12 protein-coding genes are annotated in these 16,656 nt (G+C 70.1%); 5 read left to right on the forward strand and 7 right to left on the reverse strand.

Translation table 11 applies throughout. The features are described 5' to 3' along the window. Nucleotides 1-41 precede the first annotated feature (41 nt). Entirely contained in the window at nucleotides 42-1,919 is a 1,878-nt protein-coding gene (locus LGM56_RS18850; RefSeq protein ID WP_226206335.1) for an amidohydrolase, read from the forward strand. A 93-nt stretch (nucleotides 1,920-2,012) separates the two neighbouring features. After that, complete coding sequence (locus LGM56_RS18855; RefSeq protein ID WP_226206337.1) at nucleotides 2,013-2,687, forward strand: phosphohydrolase; 675 nt, start codon at nucleotides 2,013-2,015, stop codon at nucleotides 2,685-2,687. 90 nt (nucleotides 2,688-2,777) lie between these two features. On the opposite strand, the gene LGM56_RS18860 is transcribed toward LGM56_RS18855, so the two are convergent. The 6 genes from LGM56_RS18860 to LGM56_RS18885 form a co-directional block, all read right to left on the reverse strand. Then, nucleotides 2,778-3,695, reverse strand: a complete 918-nt coding sequence (locus tag LGM56_RS18860) for a LysR family transcriptional regulator (protein ID WP_089444081.1) — start codon at nucleotides 3,693-3,695, stop codon at nucleotides 2,778-2,780. Between the two features lie 103 nt (nucleotides 3,696-3,798). Then, nucleotides 3,799-6,060, reverse strand: a complete 2,262-nt coding sequence (locus LGM56_RS18865) for a xanthine dehydrogenase family protein molybdopterin-binding subunit (protein ID WP_226206339.1) — start codon at nucleotides 6,058-6,060, stop codon at nucleotides 3,799-3,801. Further along, complete coding sequence (locus LGM56_RS18870) at nucleotides 6,060-6,560, reverse strand: (2Fe-2S)-binding protein (protein WP_039362674.1); 501 nt, start codon at nucleotides 6,558-6,560, stop codon at nucleotides 6,060-6,062. Before LGM56_RS18870 ends, LGM56_RS18865 begins: the two co-directional genes overlap by 1 nt. Further along, nucleotides 6,557-7,843: a c-type cytochrome gene (locus LGM56_RS18875; RefSeq protein WP_226206341.1), complete on the reverse strand. Its 1,287-nt coding sequence runs from the start codon at nucleotides 7,841-7,843 to the stop codon at nucleotides 6,557-6,559. Before LGM56_RS18875 ends, LGM56_RS18870 begins: the two co-directional genes overlap by 4 nt. Nucleotides 7,844-8,033: 190 nt before the next feature. Next, the gene (locus LGM56_RS18880; RefSeq protein ID WP_226206343.1) at nucleotides 8,034-9,521 is read right to left on the reverse strand and encodes an efflux transporter outer membrane subunit; all 1,488 of its coding nucleotides are present in this window, start codon (nucleotides 9,519-9,521) and stop codon (nucleotides 8,034-8,036) included. Beyond that, nucleotides 9,518-10,564: an HlyD family secretion protein gene (locus tag LGM56_RS18885; RefSeq protein ID WP_226206345.1), complete on the reverse strand. Its 1,047-nt coding sequence runs from the start codon at nucleotides 10,562-10,564 to the stop codon at nucleotides 9,518-9,520. Before LGM56_RS18885 ends, LGM56_RS18880 begins: the two co-directional genes overlap by 4 nt. A 49-nt stretch (nucleotides 10,565-10,613) precedes the next feature. On the opposite strand from LGM56_RS18885, the gene LGM56_RS18890 reads away from it, so the two are divergent. Then, nucleotides 10,614-12,224, forward strand: coding sequence for an MFS transporter (locus tag LGM56_RS18890; protein WP_226206347.1), 1,611 nt, complete (start codon nucleotides 10,614-10,616; stop codon nucleotides 12,222-12,224). An 85-nt stretch (nucleotides 12,225-12,309) separates the two neighbouring features. Here the strand turns inward: LGM56_RS18890 and LGM56_RS18895 are convergent, their stop codons facing one another. Then, nucleotides 12,310-13,290 (reverse strand): alpha/beta fold hydrolase, encoded by a 981-nt coding sequence (locus tag LGM56_RS18895; RefSeq protein ID WP_089498554.1) that lies wholly within the window; start codon nucleotides 13,288-13,290, stop codon nucleotides 12,310-12,312. Between the two features lie 369 nt (nucleotides 13,291-13,659). Here LGM56_RS18895 and LGM56_RS18900 point away from each other — a divergent pair, with 369 nt between their 5' ends. Together LGM56_RS18900 and LGM56_RS18905 are read left to right on the forward strand one after the other, a co-directional pair. Next, complete coding sequence (locus tag LGM56_RS18900; protein WP_089498555.1) at nucleotides 13,660-14,091, forward strand: DUF3331 domain-containing protein; 432 nt, start codon at nucleotides 13,660-13,662, stop codon at nucleotides 14,089-14,091. Between the two features lie 541 nt (nucleotides 14,092-14,632). Next, complete coding sequence (locus LGM56_RS18905) at nucleotides 14,633-16,441, forward strand: winged helix-turn-helix domain-containing protein (RefSeq protein ID WP_226206348.1); 1,809 nt, start codon at nucleotides 14,633-14,635, stop codon at nucleotides 16,439-16,441. Nucleotides 16,442-16,656 lie beyond the last annotated feature (215 nt).

Raw genomic sequence — 16,656 nt, forward strand, 5'->3', positions numbered from 1 at the left:
CGGCGCGGCGCGGCGTGCGCGTGCGCACGGGAGGCCCGACGGTGCTTAGAGCGACGGAACCCGCGCGTGCGGCGGACCTCGTCGTCTTCAACGGCAAGATTGCGACCCAGGACGAGCAGCGCTCGTTCGTCAGCGCACTGGCGGTGAAGGACGGGCGCATCGTCGCGACCGGCGACGATCGCGATGTGCTGCGTCATGCGCACGGCGACACGACCTGCATCGACCTGAACGGCCGCACGGTGATCCCCGGCCTCGTCGACGCGCACCTGCAGGCCATCCGCGGCGGCACGCACTTCAACCTCGAGCTGCGCTGGGACGGCGTGCCGTCGCTCGCCGCCGCGCTCGACCTGCTGCATCGGCAGGCCGTGCGCACGCCCGCACCGCACTGGGTGCGCGTGGGCGGTGGCTGGACCGCGCTGCAGTTCGCGGAAAAGCGCGGCCCGACGGTGGCCGAGCTGAATGAGATCGCACCCGATACGCCGGTGTTCGTCCGGCATCTCGGCGACAGCGCGTGGCTGAATGCGGCCGCGCTGCGCGCGATCGGCTACGGGCGCGACACGCCCGATCCGCCGGGCGGCGAATTGCGGCGCGACCGTCATGGGCGGCCGACCGGGCTGCTGCTCGCACGCCCCGATCCGGCCGTGCTGGCCGCGGCGCTCGCGCGCGCGCCGGTGCTCGGCGCGGCCGACCGGATCAACTCCACGCGGCAGTTCATGCGCGCGCTGAACCGCGTCGGCGTGACGAGCGTGATCGACGCCGGCGGCGACGGCCTGGCGTATCCGGACGATTACGCGGCGGTCATCGCGCTGGCACGCCGCGGCGAACTGACGACGCGCATCGCGTACGCGCTGGGCGCGCGGCACGCCGGCCGGGAAATCGACGACTTCGCGCAGTGGATCGCGCTGACCTCGCCCGGCGACGGCGATGCGTTCCTGCGCGCGAACGGTGCGGGCGAGCGACTGCTGTTTTCGGCGGTCGATCTGGGGAATTTTCTCGAACCGCGCACCGAACTGCCCGCGTCGGTCGATGCGGAACTGGCCGCCGTCGTCCGGCTGCTGGTCCGCCACCGCTGGCCGTTCCGGCTGCAGGCGACCTACGACGCGTCGATCGGCCGCTTCCTCGACGTGTTCGAGGCGGTGAACCGCGATACGCCGTTCGCCGGGCTGCGCTGGTGTTTCGACCGGTGCGAGACGATGTCGGATGCGAACATCGCACGCGTGGCGGCGCTGGGCGGCGGCGTGACCGTGCAGCCGCGCATGGCGTTCCAGGGCGAGGCGTTCATCGCGCGCGACGGTGCGGCCGCGGCGACGCGCGCGCCGCCGATCCGCGCGATGCTCGCGGCCGGGCTGCCGGTCGGGGCAGGCTCCGGCGCGCTGGATGCGGGGAGCTACAACCCGTTCGTCGCGCTGTACTGGATGGTGTCGGGGCGCAGCATCGGCGGCACCGTGCTGTATCCGGCGCGCAACCGGCTCGGCCGGATGGAGGCGCTGCGCCGCTACACCATCGGCAGCGCTTGGTTCTCCGCCGACGAGCATCGCAAGGGGGCGCTGGTGCCCGGCCGTTACGCGGACTTCGCGGTGCTCAGCGACGACTATTTCACGATCGACATGGCGCGCATCCCGCAACTGTCGTCGGTGCTGACGGTCGTCGACGGCAAGGTCGTGCACGCGGAACGGGAATTTGCGTCGCTCGCGCCGCCGCCGCCGCCCGTCAGCCCCGGATGGTCGCCGGTCGCCGAGGGCGGCGGCACGCCTGCGCCCGGAGCGAACGGACACGGCGGTCCGCGCGCATCGACGGGTGGCGACGCGTGCACGGAACCCGGTACCGATGCGTGCCGGGCACGCGGCCCCGGGCGCCGCTTCGCACGGCCGCGCTATCCGACGGCCAGCGCGGCCGGCGGCCGCTGCGACGCGTGCTAGCCGGCATGCACCGGTGCGCGCGCCGCCGTGACCGGCGCACGGCATGGCCTTGAACGATTTTTCGTCCCGTGCACGGGACAGGAAGGAGACACGATGAACGTTGCGCACACACGCGCACCGTCGACCGCCGACGAAGTGGCCGGCGTCAGCATTCCGCGCACGACGCTTGCGGTCGAGGCGGCCGACGCGGCGCGCGCATCGTTGCCCGCCGCGCTCGCCGATCATGCCGCGCGCGTGTTCGTGTTCGCGTCGCTCGCCGCGCGGCGTGCGGGCGAAGGGTGCGATGCCGATGCGCTGTACGTCGCCGCGATGTACGCGAACATGGGGCTGAGCCCCGCTTACTGCCGCTCGGCTGAACGCTACGAGCTCGACGGCGCCGATGCCGCGCACGCGCTGCTGGTGCGGCATCGGCGCGCGCGCAGCATGCGCGACGACGTATGGCACGCGATCGCGCTGCATACGACGCCCGGTGTGGCCGCGCGTGCGTCGCCGCTCGCCCGCGTGCTGGCACGCGCCGTGTCGACGGATCTGATGGCAACCGATTTCGACTGCTACACCGCCGACGAGCGCACCGCGCTGCTCGCGGCGTACCCGCGCGGCAGCGGATTTCGCGAAACCTTCCTGGCCGCGGTCGCGCGCGGCGTCGAGCATCGGCCGCAGTCGACGTTCGGCACGTGGAGCGCCGACGTGCTCGAACGCGCGGATCCGGATTTCCAGCGGCCGAATTTCTGCGGGCGCGTGCTGGGGGCGCGCTGGAACGACGCGTGACGGCGCCGTTGCGCCGCGCGGGAATCGGCCGCGCGAGCCAGGTATCGCAAGGGGAGCGCGACGACGCGTGCCGCGACGCGCCGCGTCCGGTCAGCCGCGCTTGCCCTGCAGCGTCGGAATCTGCTCGAACAGGCCCGCGAGCCAGTCGACGAACACCTTGAGCTTGACGGGCACGTGGCGATTGGGCGGATACAGCACCGAGATCGGCCGGGCCGGCGCGTTGAAATCGGTCAGCACCTCGCGCAGCCGTCCCGATTTCAGATAGGGCTCGACGAGGTACAGCGACGTCTTGATCAGGCCGATGCCCGCGATGCCGCACTCGATGTAGTTGTCCGCATCGTTGACGGCGACCGTGCCGCACATCTGCACGACGCGCGGCTCGCCGTCGACGACGTAGTCCCACACACGGGGGCGCCCGGTATCGGCCGAGATGTGGCTGACCGCCACGTGCTGCGCGAGATCGTCGACCGTCTCCGGCTCGCCGCACCGTGCCAGGTACGCGGGCGATGCGCACGTGCAGGTGGTCAGGCTGCCGATGCGCCGCGCGATCATCCCCGAGTCGTCGAGCGCGCCGATGCGCACCACGCAGTCGACGCCTTCGCCGACGAGATCGATCTGCCGGTCGGTCACGCCTAGCTCGATCATGATGCCGGGATGGGCGTCGAGGAACGCGGGCAGCGCGGGCACCACGACCTGCTTGGCCATCGCCGGCGGCAGGTTCACCTTCAACCGGCCGCGCGGCACGTTGCGCGCCTGCGAGACCGACGCCTCCATGTCGTCGATTTCGCGCAGCACCGCGACGGAACGTTCGTAGTACGCCTGGCCGTCCTCGGTCAGCGAGATGCGGCGCGTCGTGCGGTTCAGCAGCCGGCAGCCGAGGTGCTGTTCGAGCGCGCTGAGCAGCGCGGACACGCGCGGCGTCGTGAGGCCGGTCGTGTCGGATGCGCGCGTGAAGCTGCCGGTTTCGACGATGCGCGTGAACACGCGCATCGAAAGCAAGGTATCCATCGTCGGGAGGGCTCCAGTTCTGTCGGGGCGCGGCGCCGTTGCATGCCGGCGCCGTCCGTCTTGTCGGGTGTGTCGGCCGCGCGTAGCGGGCGCGACCGAATTGCTATGCGTCGATGCGTCGTCTCAGCGCGTCGCCGGCGAACGGCATTTCGCGCATGCGCCGGCCGGTCGCGTCGAAGATCGCGTTGGCCAGCGCGCCGGCGGTCGGCCCCATCGACGCCTCGGCCGCACCGAGGAACGGCGCGCCCGGGCGATTGATCAGGTGGACCTTCACGCTTTGCGGTGCGGCCGAGAAGCGCAGGATCGGGTAGCTGCTCCAGTCGAAGCTGCGAATCCGTTCGGTGTCGTACTTCAGCGCCTCGTACAGCGTCCAGCTCGCGGCCTGCACGATGCCGCCCTCGATCTGGTTGCGGATCCCGTCCGGCGACACGACCTGCCCCGCGTCGACGGCGGCTTCCGCGTGCTCGAGCGTCACCTGGCCGGTTTCCGGCACGATCGACACCTCGACCGCGATCGCGACGTACGCCATCAGGTTCTTGTACTTGCCGAACGCGAAGCCGACGCCGCGGTTGCGCGCACGCGGCGGCCGCGGCCAGCCGAAGTGCTTCGCGGCGAGCTTGATCACCTGAAGCGCGCGATGATCTTCCATGTGGCGCAGCCGGAATTCGACCGGATCGACACCGGCCGCGTGCGCGAGTTCGTCCATGAAGCTTTCGATCGCCCACACGTTGGTGTGTGCGCCGAGCGAGCGCATCGCGGACGTCTGCAGCGGCATCGTCGGCGAGAAGTGGTTCACGATGTGCTGGTTCGGCAGCGCATACAGCGGAATCGCGTTGCGGTCGGCGCCGCCCTCCGGTTGCAGCATCGGCGTCGACGGCGCGGGTACGAACGGCGGCTCCAGCATCCGCGCCGGCAGCAGCCGGCCAGCGTTGACGATCCGCTCGTTGTGCGAACTGCTCCACAACGCATAGTTCCAGTCGACGATATGGCCACTCGCGTCGAGCGATGCGCTGACCTCCGTCACCATCGCCGGCGTGAAGTGATCCCACGTGTGTTCCTGTTCGCGCATCCATTGCACGCGAATCGGCTTGCTCGGCATCGCGGCGGCGATCAGCGCCGCGTGCGCGGCGGCGTCGTCGGCCCCGTTGTGTCCGTAGCAGCCCGATCCTTCGGTGTGAATGCAGCGCACGCTCGCCTTCGGCATCGACAGCATCTCGGCCAGCGCGTCACGAAGCGGGTAGACGCCTTGCGAATGGGTCCACACCGTCATCGTCCCGTTATCGAGGTGCGCGACCGCACACGACGGCCCGATCGAGCCGTGCAGCAGGTAGTTCTTCAGGAACGTCGCGTTCAGCGTTTTCACGGCCGGCGCGGTGGCCGTGTGCGTGTTGGCGATCTCGATGCGCTGCGTCGAGATCCGCTTCAGGTCGGCGTGCACGGTGGCGCGATCGGGCAGCGTGCGGCCAGGCGACCAGCGGCACGCGGCGGCCAGCGCGCGTTGCGCGACCACCGCCTGCCATTCGCCGTGCGCAACCACCGCGAGCATGCTGCCGTTGCGCACGATCCGCACGACGCCCGGCAGCTTCAGGATCGCCGCTTCGTCGAACGACAGCAGCTTCGCTTCGTACACCGGCGGCATCACGACACGGGCATGCAGCATGCCGGGCAACTGCATGTCCTGCACGTAGCTGACGCCGCCCGTCACCTTGTTCGGGATGTCGACGCGCGGCAGCGACGTGCCGATCACCGTGAACGTCGCCGGGCTCTTCAGCGGCGAAGTGGGCGCGGCGTTGCGATGCAGGTCGACGGTGCGGATCGCGTCGCCGTAGGTCATCGTGCGGCCGTCGGGCGCCTGGATGACTGCGTCGGCGGTCGTCAGCGTGCGCGCGTCGACGCCGAAGCGCTTCGCCGCGCCTTCCACCAGCAGCGCACGCACTTGCGCGGCCGCGTTCAGCAGCGCGGAACCGCTGTCGGCCATCGTGTGGCTGCCGGCAGTCAACCCTTCGTCGGGCGAGGCGCCGGTGTCGGCCGTCAGGAACGTGATCAGCGACGGCTTCATGTCGAGCTCCTCGGCAGCCACCTGCAGCAGCGCGGTGCGCACGCCGGTGCCGAGCTCGACCTTGCCGGTGAATACGGTGACCTTGCCGTCCGGCGCGATCTTGATCCACGCGTCGAGCAGCGGATTGGTCTTCAGGCTGCCGGCGAGTACCTGCGTGGCTTTCGCCACGTGCACGGCGGCGCCTTCGTCGGCGATCACCAACTGCGCGGCCGCACGCGACGCGGGCGCGAGACTGAACGCGACGAACAGCGCGCCGGAGACGATGAAATGCCGGCGGCCTTCGTCGATGTCGTCGTGAGCATTCATTAGAGTCCCTTGCTGATCGTAACGGGGGCGGAGGCGGGTTCCGGGGGCGGCAGCCCGGCGACCGAGCGCACGGCCGCGAGGATCCGCATATGCGTGCCGCAGCGGCACAGGTTCGGCTCCATGTGCGTACGCAGTTCCTGTTCGGTCGGCTTCGGGTTGCGCTCGAGCAGGGCCTGCGCGCGCATGATCATCCCCGCGATGCAGTAGCCGCACTGCGCGGCCTGATGCTCGACGAACGCGCGCTGCAGCGGGCCCGGATGCTCGGCGGTGCCGAGGCTCTCGATGGTGCGCACGCTGCGCGCGCCGACCGCGGCCACCGGCATCAGGCACGAGAACGTCGGCTTGCCGTCGACGATCACCGTGCAGGCGCCGCATTGGCCGAGGCCGCAGCCGAACTTCGCGCCATGCAGGTGCAGGTCGTTGCGCAGCGCATACAGCAGCGGCGTGGACGGATCGATGTCCAGCGTGTGCCGCACGCCGTTGACGGTGAGGGTAATCATCGGGCGGTGTCCTCTTTTCTGAGCGTCGCGGCCATCGCGTCGACGCCGGACCATGCGGGGCGATCGGTGTAGGTCGCGCGCACGTACGCGGCGAGATCGGCGATCTGCGCGTCGTCGTACTGGTCGATGAACGACGGCATGTAGTTCAATGTGTCCTCGCCGTGCCAGCCGATGCCGTTGAACATCATCTGGATCGCATTGCGCGGCGTATCGGCGTTCACGGCCGTGCTGAACGCGAGCGTCGGCCGCTCACCGATCGACTGCATCGGCGCGGCCGGCCCGTGGCACTGCGCGCACGATGCCTGGAACAGCACCGCGCCGCGCTGCGCGGCGGGTGTCGTCGCGGCACGTTCGGCCGGTGCGGCGGCCGTGGTTGCATGCCCGTTCGCCGGCTTCTGGATCGACAGGAGGTACGCGGCGATCGCTTCGACGTCTTCCACCGGCACCGTCGCGAGATCGCGCGTGACCGGCAACATCGGCCCGGCCGCCGCGCCGTGCTCGCTCGCGCGGCCGGTGCGCAGGTACGTGACGAGCTGCGCCTGCGTCCACGGCCGCACGGCCTGGCCGAGCGTATTGAGCGGCGGCGCTTCCCAGCCGTCGACGATGCCGCCGTCGAACGCACGGCCGCTTTGCTCGCCGCCGATCGCGTTCAGCGGCGAATGGCACGACGCGCAATGGCCGAGCCCGTCGACGAGCATCCTGCCGCGGTTCCATTGCGCGGACTGCGCAGGGTCGGGTCGATACGCGCCTTCGCGCAGGAACAGCACGTTCCAGAATGCGACCAGCGGCCGGAAGTTCAGCGGAAATATCAGGTCGTTGGCGGGCGCCGTCGCATGTACCGGCTCACGCGTCATCAGGTACGCATACGCGGCGGCGATGTCGTCGTCCGACATCTTCGTGAAATGGATGTACGGAAACGCCGGGTACAGCGGCTGGCCGTTGCGCCCGATGCCGGTGCGCAGCGCACGGGCGAACGCGTCGCGCGACCAGCGGCCGATGCCGGTTTCCGGATCCGGCGTGATGTTGGTCGCATAGATCGTGCCGAACGGCGTCGCGAGCGGCAGGCCGCCGGCGAACGGCTTGCCGTCCTTCGCGGTATGGCACACGACGCAGTCGCCCAGCGCGACGACGCGCGCGCCGGCGCGCACCAGCTGCGGATCGAACGAAGCGGGGGCGGGCGGATCGATCGGCGCGATCGACGGCCGCACCATGATGCCGATCGCGACGGCGCAGGCCGCGATCGCGATGCCGGCCGCGCCGATCCAGAGTCGTTTGTGCTTCATGCGCGCTCCAGGCGAAGTGGTGCGGCGCGACGCACGTGCGGCACGTGGTGCGTCGGCCGGTGCGGCCGCGAGCGCATTGCCGCGCGGCGGTGATGGGCAACAGGGGCCACGTTGTCACTCCGGAGGTCGAAAAGGTGCGCAGGCTCGCCTGCGCGGTCGCTCATGCAGTCAGTCTACTGAGGCGCCCGCTTCATTTCCTGAAGGGGGGCTGAAACGTTCTGAACGCGCCGGCACGCCATGCTTCGCGCCACCCGGTTCGACCCGAGCGCTCCGGCGGTGTCCAGCCGCCGCCCAACGCGCGCACGAGACTCACCGTCGCGACGGCTAGCGCCTGCCGGCTGTGAATCGACTGGCGCCGCGCATTCAATGCATCGCGATCCGCATCGATGACTTCGAGATAGCTGACGTAGCCATGCGCATAGCGGCTCAGTGACAGCCGTGCGGCGGCGTCCGTCGCGCGTACCGCGTTGTCGTAGCGCGCGATCCGCGCCTTCTGCGCGGCGATATCGTTGAGCGCGTCCTGTACGTCGCGCAGCGCGCCGATCGCGGTGGCGCGATAGTTCGCGTCGGCTGCGTCCATGCCGGCACGCGCGGCGGCCACCGTGGCGTCGCGCTTGCCGCCGTCGAACAGTGTCAGCGCGACGTTCGCGCCGAGACTCCACAGCGAGCTGTTGCGGTCGAGAAACGTGCGTAGATCGCGGGTGGCGAAGCCACCGTCGGCGGTCAGCGTCAGTGTCGGCAGCCACGCGGTGCGCGCGATGCCCAGTGCGAGCGACGCCGCATCGGCGCGCCGTGCCGCCGCGAATACGTCCGGGCGTTGGGCGAGCAGCGCGGACGGCAGCCCGGCCGGCACGTCGGGCACTTGCACGGGCACGGGGCGCGCGTCGACGTCGAACGCGGTCGGCGACACGCCGGTCAGCACCGCGATGGCGTCGACGAGGTTCTCGCGCAGCCGGCGGCTCTCCGCGAGATCGGCGTGCGCGGTATCGAGATCGGCCGACGCGCGCAGCCCGTCGAGATCGCTCGCCGCGCCGGCCCGCACGCGGGCGGCGATCACGTCGAGCGCGGTGCGCCGCAGCCCGATCGCACGCGTGAGCGTCTCGAGATCGTCGTCGACGTAACGCAGCGTCAGGTAGTCGCCGGCCACTTCGGTCGCCACCCGCAGACGCACCGCATCGCGGTCGGCCGCCGCCTGCAGCACGTTCTGTTCGCCGATGTCGGCATCGCCGCGCAAGCGGCCCCATAGATCGACTTCGTAGCTCGCGGCGATGGGAACCGACCAGTTGTGCATCGTGCGCTTCGGCAGCGCGTTGTCGACCGTACCGGATACGCGCGTGCGGCTGAACGACGGATCGACGCGCACGGTCGGCGCGAGTGCGGCATCGCGCACGCCGAGCAGCGCCTGCGCCTGGTCGACGCGTGCGGCCGCCGCGCGGATATCGAGGTTGTGCGCGAGCGCGGCGTCGACGAGGGTGCCGAGTTGCGGATCGCCGAACCACGCGGGCCACGCGGCGAGCGACGGCGTGCGCGTAGCGGGCGACGTATCGGTCGACGTATTGGTCGACGGATCGGCATGGCGGAACCCGTCGTGTCCGACCGGCACGGGCGCGAGCGGCTGCGGCGCGATCGAGCACGCGGCGAGCAGGCTGGCGGCGAGTACGGCGGCGGCGCGCTTCATCGCGATTCGCCGCCGGGTTGCAGCGTGACGACGACCGACAGCCCGGGCCGGATGCGCGGCTCCGTCGCGGCCGGGCCGTCGAGCAGGATCTTCACGGGCACGCGCTGCGTGACCTTCGTGAAATTGCCGGTCGCATTGTCGGGCGGCAGCAATGCGAACTGGGCGCCCGTCGCGGGCGACAGGCTGTCGATGCGGCCGGTGAACGCACGCTGCGGCAGCGCATCGAAGTGCAATTGCACGGCATCGCCGGCGCGCACGCGCCGAAGCTGCGTCTCGCGGAAATTCGCGACGATCCAGGGGTGCGGCTCGACCAGCGTGAGCAGCGCCTGGCCGGGCGCGACGTGCTCGCCGGTCTCGACGGTCTTCTTGCCGACGTAGCCGTCCGACGGCGCGACGACCGCCGTGTAGCCGAGCTGCAGCAGCGCGTCGCGCAATTCGGCATCGTTCTGGCTCGCCGCGGCATCGGCTGCCTCGGCGGCGGCGACGGCGCTGCGCCGTTGCGCATCGGCCGCCGCGACGCGCGCGCGGGCCGACTTGCGCGCGGCATCGGCCGCATCGAACTCCTGCTTAGACAGGCCGCGCGGCGTCTCGCGGGTGAGTTCGCGTGCACGCGCGTAATCGAGTTCGGCCTTTTCCGCATCGGCGTGTGCGGACACGAGCGCCGCGTCCGCCTGTTCGATCAGCGCGTGTGCGCGGCTCGCATCGGCATGTGCCTGGGCGACGCGTGCGCGCTGCGCGGCGACCCGCACGTCGAAATCGCGCCGGTCGATCTGCACGAGCGCGTCGCCCGCGTGCACGAACTGGTTGTCGTCGACGAGCACGCGTTCGACGGTGCCGGCGACGCGCGGCGAGATCACGTGCAGGTGGCCGGTCACGTATGCGTCGTCGGTGCCGCGATCGCGCGCGTCGAACTCGTACACGAGCAATGCGACGAGCAGCAGCGCGAGCGTCGCGATCGCCGCGATGGCGGGCCGGCGCGAGCGAACGGGCGCGGCGGGCGGCGGCGCCGAAGCGGCCGGCGTATCGGCGGAAGACGAGGTCATGGTCGGCAAACTCCATCGTACGGACACGGTTCGACGCATCGCGTTATGCTTGCGCCAGCTTGACAGCGGGGAGCCGCCTGACGATGAACACCACGTTTGCGACCGGTCGTGCCGCGCCGGCGGCGGCCTCCGACATACCGACATACCGACGTTCCGCTCGATCGCCGCGATCGCGGCCGTATTGCTCGGCGCGGTCATCGCGACGCTGACCTCGCGCATCACGTCGCTCGGGCTCGCCGACGTGCGCGGCGCGCTCGGCGTCGGCTTCGACGAAGGCGCGTGGATCAACACCGCGTTTACCGCGTCGCAGATGTTCGTCGGGCCGCTGGCGATCGCCGCGGCATTCATGTTCGGCACGCGCCGCGTGCTGGTCGCGGGCGCGGTCGTGTTTCTCGGCGCCGAAACCGTGCTGCCGCTCTGCACGCAGTTCGGCGCGTTCGTCGTGTTCCAGGCGATCGCGGGGCTCGCGTCCGGCGTGTTCGTCCCGCTGACGGTCGGCTTCGTCGTCCGGACGCTGCCGCCGCGCCTCATTGCGTTCGGCATCGCCGCGTATGCGATGAATCTCGAGATGTCGCTGAACCTGTCGGCGACGCTCGAGGGCTGGTACAGCGAACACCTGAGCTGGCGCTGGCTGTTCTGGCAGAACGCGGTGCTGACGGTGCCGTTCATCGCGTGCCTGCTGCTGTCGCTGGCGGACGAGCCGGTCAAGCGCTTCGCGTCCGGCCTCGATGCGCGGGGGATGCTGCTCGGCGCCGGCGGCTTCGCGTGCCTGTGCGTCGCGCTCGACCAGGGCGAACGGCTGTTCTGGCTGCAGTCGCCGCTGATCGTCGTGCTGCTCGCGCTCGGCACCCTGATGGTCGCCGCGTTCCTGATTCATGAGCTCGCGTCGCCGCGCGCGGGCCTCGATCTCGGCTATCTCGCGCGGCCGAACATCGCGCTGCTGATCGTGCTCGTCGGCCTCGTGCGCTTCACCGTGCTCAATACGAGCTTCATCCCGTCGCTGTTCCTCGCCAGCACCTACGGGCTGCGGCCGTTGCAGATCGGCGATACGCTGCGCTGGATCGCGATCCCGCAGTTGCTGTTCGCGCCGTGCGTCGCGCTGCTGCTGCGGCGCGTCGATCCGCGCCGGTCGATCGTGGCCGGCTTCGTGACGGTGGCGATCGCCTTCTCGCTCGGCGCGCGCCTCACGTCCGCGTGGGCCGAACCCGACTTCATTCCGTCGCAACTGCTGCAGGCGCTCGGGCAGACGATGGCGCTGACGTCGGTGATCTTCTTCTTCGGCAAGCACGTGACGGCCGAACATGCGTTGACGTTCGGCGCGGTCGTGCAGACGACGCGCCTGCTGAGCGGGCAGCTCGGCACGACGTCGATCGCGGTGATTCAGCGGATCAGGGAGGGTACCCATTCGAATCTCGTCGGTCTGCATGTGTCGCTGTCGGATCCCGAGACGCTCGAGCGGCTGCGCGCCGGTGCAACCTCGCTGGTGACGCACGGCGCCACGGTCGCGACCGGCAACCAGGCCACGTACGCGCTCGTCGATCGGGCGGTGCGCGTGCAGGCGACCACGCTCGCGCTGGCCGACAATTTCCGCGTGGCGATGGTGTGCGCGCTCGCCGGTGCGCTGATCGGCCTCATGTTGAGGCCGGTGCGGGCGCAGTGAGCGCGGCGCGGATGAATTGTTCTGAAAATTCCTGAACGGCACGTCTGCCGAAGCGGCATGCGCGCCGCGACGGCAGACGATGCGCTTACGCCTGCAGGAACGCGAGCAACTCGGCGTTGATGCGATCGGCGTTCACGACGCACATGCCGTGCGAGCCGCCTTCGATCACCTTCAACTGCGCGTGCTTGACGATCTTCGACGACAGCCGGGCCGAATCGTCGATCGGCACGATCTGGTCGTCATCGCCGTGCAGCACGAGCGTCGGCACGTCGATCTTCTTGAGATCGTCCGTGTAGTCGACTTCGGAAAACTCCTTCACGCACAGATACTGGCCGTGAATGCCGCCCATCATGCCCTGCGACCAGAACGCGTCGATCGTGCCCTGCGACGGCTTGGCGTTCGGGCGGTTGAACCCGAAGAACGGCACCGCGAGATCCTTGTAGAACTGCGAACGGTTCTCGGCGACGTTCTTGCGGATGCCGTCGAATACGTCCATCGGCAGGCCGCCGGGATTGGTCGGCGACTTCACCATCTGCGGCGGCACCGCGCCGATCAGCACGGCCTTCGACACGCGCTTCGTGCCGTGGCGGCCGATGTAGCGCGCCACTTCGCCGCCGCCCGTCGAGTGGCCGACGAGCGTGGCTTCGCGCACGTCCAGTGCGTCGAGCAGGGCGGCCAGATCGTCCGCGTACGTGTTCATGTCGTTGCCGCGCGACGGCTGGCTCGACCGGCCGTGGCCACGGCGGTCGTGCGCGATCACGCGATAGCCGTGCTGCACGAGGAACAGCATCTGCGCGTCCCACGCGTCCGCACACAGCGGCCAGCCGTGCGAGAACACGACCGGGCGGCCGGTGCCCCAGTCCTTGAAGTAGATCTGCGTGCCGTCCTGGGTGGTGATCGTGTTCATCGAATGGGCTCCTGGGTGGGCTGAAGCGGCGCTGCGGGCGGGGGTGCCGGCCGCGGCCGCGATCGCGGGCAGCGCGGCGGCCGCGACGGCCGTCGCGCCGGCAAGCAGCATGTCGCGGCGGCGCGCCGACGAAACGGCGTCGGTCTGTTCGGGGTGCATCTGGACTCCTGAAATATGCGGCGCAACGATGCCGCGCGGGATGGTGGATCGGTGACGACCGGCCGCGGCCATCCCGCCGGCAGCCGGTCCGCTTGCGTCGTCGCACGTCGGTTCGTGCCGCGTGGACGAACGAAAGCCGTCGGGAGCGTATCGCGGCGCGCCGCGCGCCGTACTGAAATCAGGCTGAATTTTCTTGAACGCGCCGCGTCGCGGACGGAAATTCGCCGGGCTGCAGAAAAATTAAGCGCGCGACCGGGACTCTTCAGCGCGCGGCGACTATCGTCGACATCGGATCATCCGCGCACCGTTCGCGCCGCGCGCACGGATCCGACCGCCCGCACCGCCCGTCACTCGCCTGGATATGCCGCCATGGATGCCTTCAATCGCTGGGAGCACATGATCACGTCGCTCGGGCCGCCTTCCCTGGCGGGCGTCCGATCGATGCCGATGCCGCGCGCGCGACAGGCGGACGGCCCGCGCCGCGGCCATCGCGGCGACGCGCCGACGCCGTCGAGCGGCGACATACGCCGCCGCAGCGCGATCGTCACCGCCGAGCGGCAGACCGATTCGTCGATGCTGGTGTCGTGGAGCGACCCGACGCACTGCCGCTACGACGAGCAGCGCTGGATCAGCGCGAAGGCGCGCGGGCTCGGGCGGTGCGCGCTCACCGGCGGGCCGATCCGGGTCGGCGATGCCATCTACAAGCCCCAGTGGCGCGGCGCGAAACGGCCGGCGAACTGCCGCGAGATGATTCTGGCGTCGGCGCTCGACGCGTTCGCCGCGCGACAGTCCCGGCCATGACGCCGGCAGCGCAGCGCTGCGCCGGTAGCGACCGGCGCGATACATCGTGAAGCCGCCAGCCGCGGAACGGGAGTGACCGCGACACGCTCGCCGATACCGCGACGAAGGGCCGCTGTTTGCACCGGCCCGATCGCACGGCTGCTCGAAGCGGGACTCGTTCCGCTATCGGTGCGGAGCGATGCTCGACCGGCGCAACATGCGGAGCCCGCGCTGATTCGATCGACCGGCCGAATCAAAAGAAAAATACGCCGAATTTTTCAGAACCGGCAATCATATCGTCTGATATATGGAAATCACATTTACAAACGAATCGGCCATTCGCACATGAATCGTGCGCTGCCGTGCCGAGCCTGCCGCATTGCAGTGCAGATGGCCACGCGCGTGCCGCACATCGTCACGGCGTTTTTCGTCATTTCAAAAAATTCGATCGCTTCATTCTGATAATTTGAATCATTCTGCTACGTAAATACCGTAGCATTGACGCGAAACCGGCGCGCGGTTTAAACCGTGCGCCGTTGAATGTCACCATCAAGAAATTGCGATGATCCGAATTGGAACACTTCACGTTTTTCTCGACAGACGTGAAATTCGTTCGAACGGCAAGCTGTTGCGCATCGGTAGCCGCGCATTCGAGATTCTCGAGCTGTTGATTCGGGCGAACGGCGCACTGGTATCGAAAGACGAAATCATGCAGCGCGTGTGGCCGCACACCGTGGTGGAAGAAAACAACCTGCAGGTGCACATCGCGTCGCTGCGCAAGGCGTTGGCCGACGACCGGAACCTGATCGTGACGGTGCCGGGCCGCGGCTACCGGCTCGTCATCGAGCAACATGACGACGGCGGCGCGCCCGTGCGCCCCGCGATGTCGCGGCCGTCCGCCGCGCCCGGCGCGCTGTTCGGCCGCGAACGCATGGTCGGCGAGGTGCTGGCCGCGTTGCAGGACGCCCGCATCGTGACGCTGGTCGGCGCGGGCGGCATCGGCAAGACGCGCATCGCGATCGAAGCGGCCGCGCGCGCGGACGCGCGTTTTCCCGAGGGCACCGTGTTCGTGTCGCTCGCGACGGTCGCGTGCCCGCGCTTCGTGCCGGATGCGCTCGCGGGCGCGTTCGGCATCGCGCAGCCGACCGGCGCGCTGACCCTCGAAGCGGTGCTCGCCGCGGTCGCACGCCGCCGGATGCTGCTAGTGCTCGACAATTGCGAACACCTGCTCGATGCCGCGGCGCGGATCGCGAGCGCGCTGACCGATGCGGACGACGGGCTGTGCGTGCTCGCGACGAGCCGGGAATCGCTGCGCATCCACGGCGAGCGCGTGTGCCCGGTGTTGCCGCTCGACGTGCCGGACGAAGGCGCGGCCGAACACGATGCGATGCGCGCGAGCGCCGTGCAGTTGTTCGCGGCGCGCGCCCGCGCGGCCGATCCGCGTTTTCCGCTCGATGCGCGCAGCCTGTCGCTGATGGCGTCGGTCTGCCGCCGGCTCGACGGTCTGCCGCTCGCGATCGAACTGGCCGCGGCGCGTGCCGCCGTGCTCGGCATCGACGTGCTGGCCGCCCATCTCGACGATCATTTCCGGCTGCTGACGGGCGGTTTCCGCACCGCGCTCCCGCGCCATCAGACATTGCAGGCGATGTACGACTGGAGCGACCGGCTGCTGGGCGATGCCGAGCGCCTGCTGTTGCGATGGCTCGGCGTGTTCCGCGACGGTTTCTCGATCGAGGCCGTGCGCGCGGTGGTCGGCACGAACGGGCTGGCCGGTGCCGACCTGCTCGATACGATCGCGGGCCTCGTGTCGAAATCGCTGCTGATCCTCGAGACCGCCCACGGCGCGCCGCGCTACCGGTTGCTGACGACCACGCGCGCGTACGCGCAGCAGCAGCTCGACGCGCACGGCGACGGCGCGGCGGCCGCGCGTGCGCACGCTGGCTATTTCCTCGAGTTGTTCCGGCAAGCGGCGCATGGCGGTGGCGCGCGGGGCGGCGATCAAGGCGGCTCCACGCGGCTCGAGGCGGTGCGGCGTGAGCTCGGCAACCTGCGTGCCGCGCTCGACTGGGCATTCTCGGCGAACGGCGATGCGGCGCTCGGCGTCGCGCTCGCGGCGGTCGCGGTGCCTTGCCTGTTCGACCTGTCGCTCGTCGACGAATGCCGCGAACGGGCGCGCGTGGCGCTCGATGCGATGCGCGACGCCGACACCACGGCAGAGGCCGCCGATGCGCGCGTGCGCTTGCTCGCCGCGTATGCGGCCGCGCTTGCGCATACCGCCGGATCGACGCAGGCGGTGCACGACGCGTGGTCGGAAGTGCACGCGCTCGGCTTCGATGCGGCCGAGGCGGAGCTGCCGGCGCGCGACGGCTGACGGCGGACGGGCGGGGTGCCTGCCGCGCTTCAGAACGTTTCAGCGCGGCTCAAGGACACGGGCACGCGGCATGCGTAGAGTGCGAGCGTAAGGCGCGGCCATCCCGGCACGCTTGCGTGGCGATCCCGTGCGCGCGCCGAGATATCGCGACGCCATCCGCCAAGCGGGCGTCGCGACACGTGCGGCGCCCCCTGCGCCGCCGCGTGCCCGCCCAA

It is taken from the genome of Burkholderia sp. AU38729, from assembly GCF_020419725.1.
Classification (GTDB): domain Bacteria; phylum Pseudomonadota; class Gammaproteobacteria; order Burkholderiales; family Burkholderiaceae; genus Burkholderia.

Excerpts from the sequence above, each read along its gene's own strand:
- LGM56_RS18855 (WP_226206337.1), top strand. The coding sequence starts at position 2,013 with ATGAACGTTGCGCACACACGCGCACCGTCGACCGCCGACGAAGTGGCC.
- LGM56_RS18860 (WP_089444081.1), bottom strand. The coding sequence starts at position 3,695 with ATGGATACCTTGCTTTCGATGCGCGTGTTCACGCGCATCGTCGAAACC.
- LGM56_RS18865 (WP_226206339.1), bottom strand. The coding sequence starts at position 6,060 with ATGAATGCTCACGACGACATCGACGAAGGCCGCCGGCATTTCATCGTC.
- LGM56_RS18870 (WP_039362674.1), bottom strand. The coding sequence starts at position 6,560 with ATGATTACCCTCACCGTCAACGGCGTGCGGCACACGCTGGACATCGAT.
- LGM56_RS18875 (WP_226206341.1), bottom strand. The coding sequence starts at position 7,843 with ATGAAGCACAAACGACTCTGGATCGGCGCGGCCGGCATCGCGATCGCG.
- LGM56_RS18880 (WP_226206343.1), bottom strand. The coding sequence starts at position 9,521 with ATGAAGCGCGCCGCCGCCGTACTCGCCGCCAGCCTGCTCGCCGCGTGC.
- LGM56_RS18885 (WP_226206345.1), bottom strand. The coding sequence starts at position 10,564 with ATGACCTCGTCTTCCGCCGATACGCCGGCCGCTTCGGCGCCGCCGCCC.
- LGM56_RS18895 (WP_089498554.1), bottom strand. The coding sequence starts at position 13,290 with ATGCACCCCGAACAGACCGACGCCGTTTCGTCGGCGCGCCGCCGCGAC.
- LGM56_RS18900 (WP_089498555.1), top strand. The coding sequence starts at position 13,660 with ATGGATGCCTTCAATCGCTGGGAGCACATGATCACGTCGCTCGGGCCG.
- LGM56_RS18905 (WP_226206348.1), top strand. The coding sequence starts at position 14,633 with ATGATCCGAATTGGAACACTTCACGTTTTTCTCGACAGACGTGAAATT.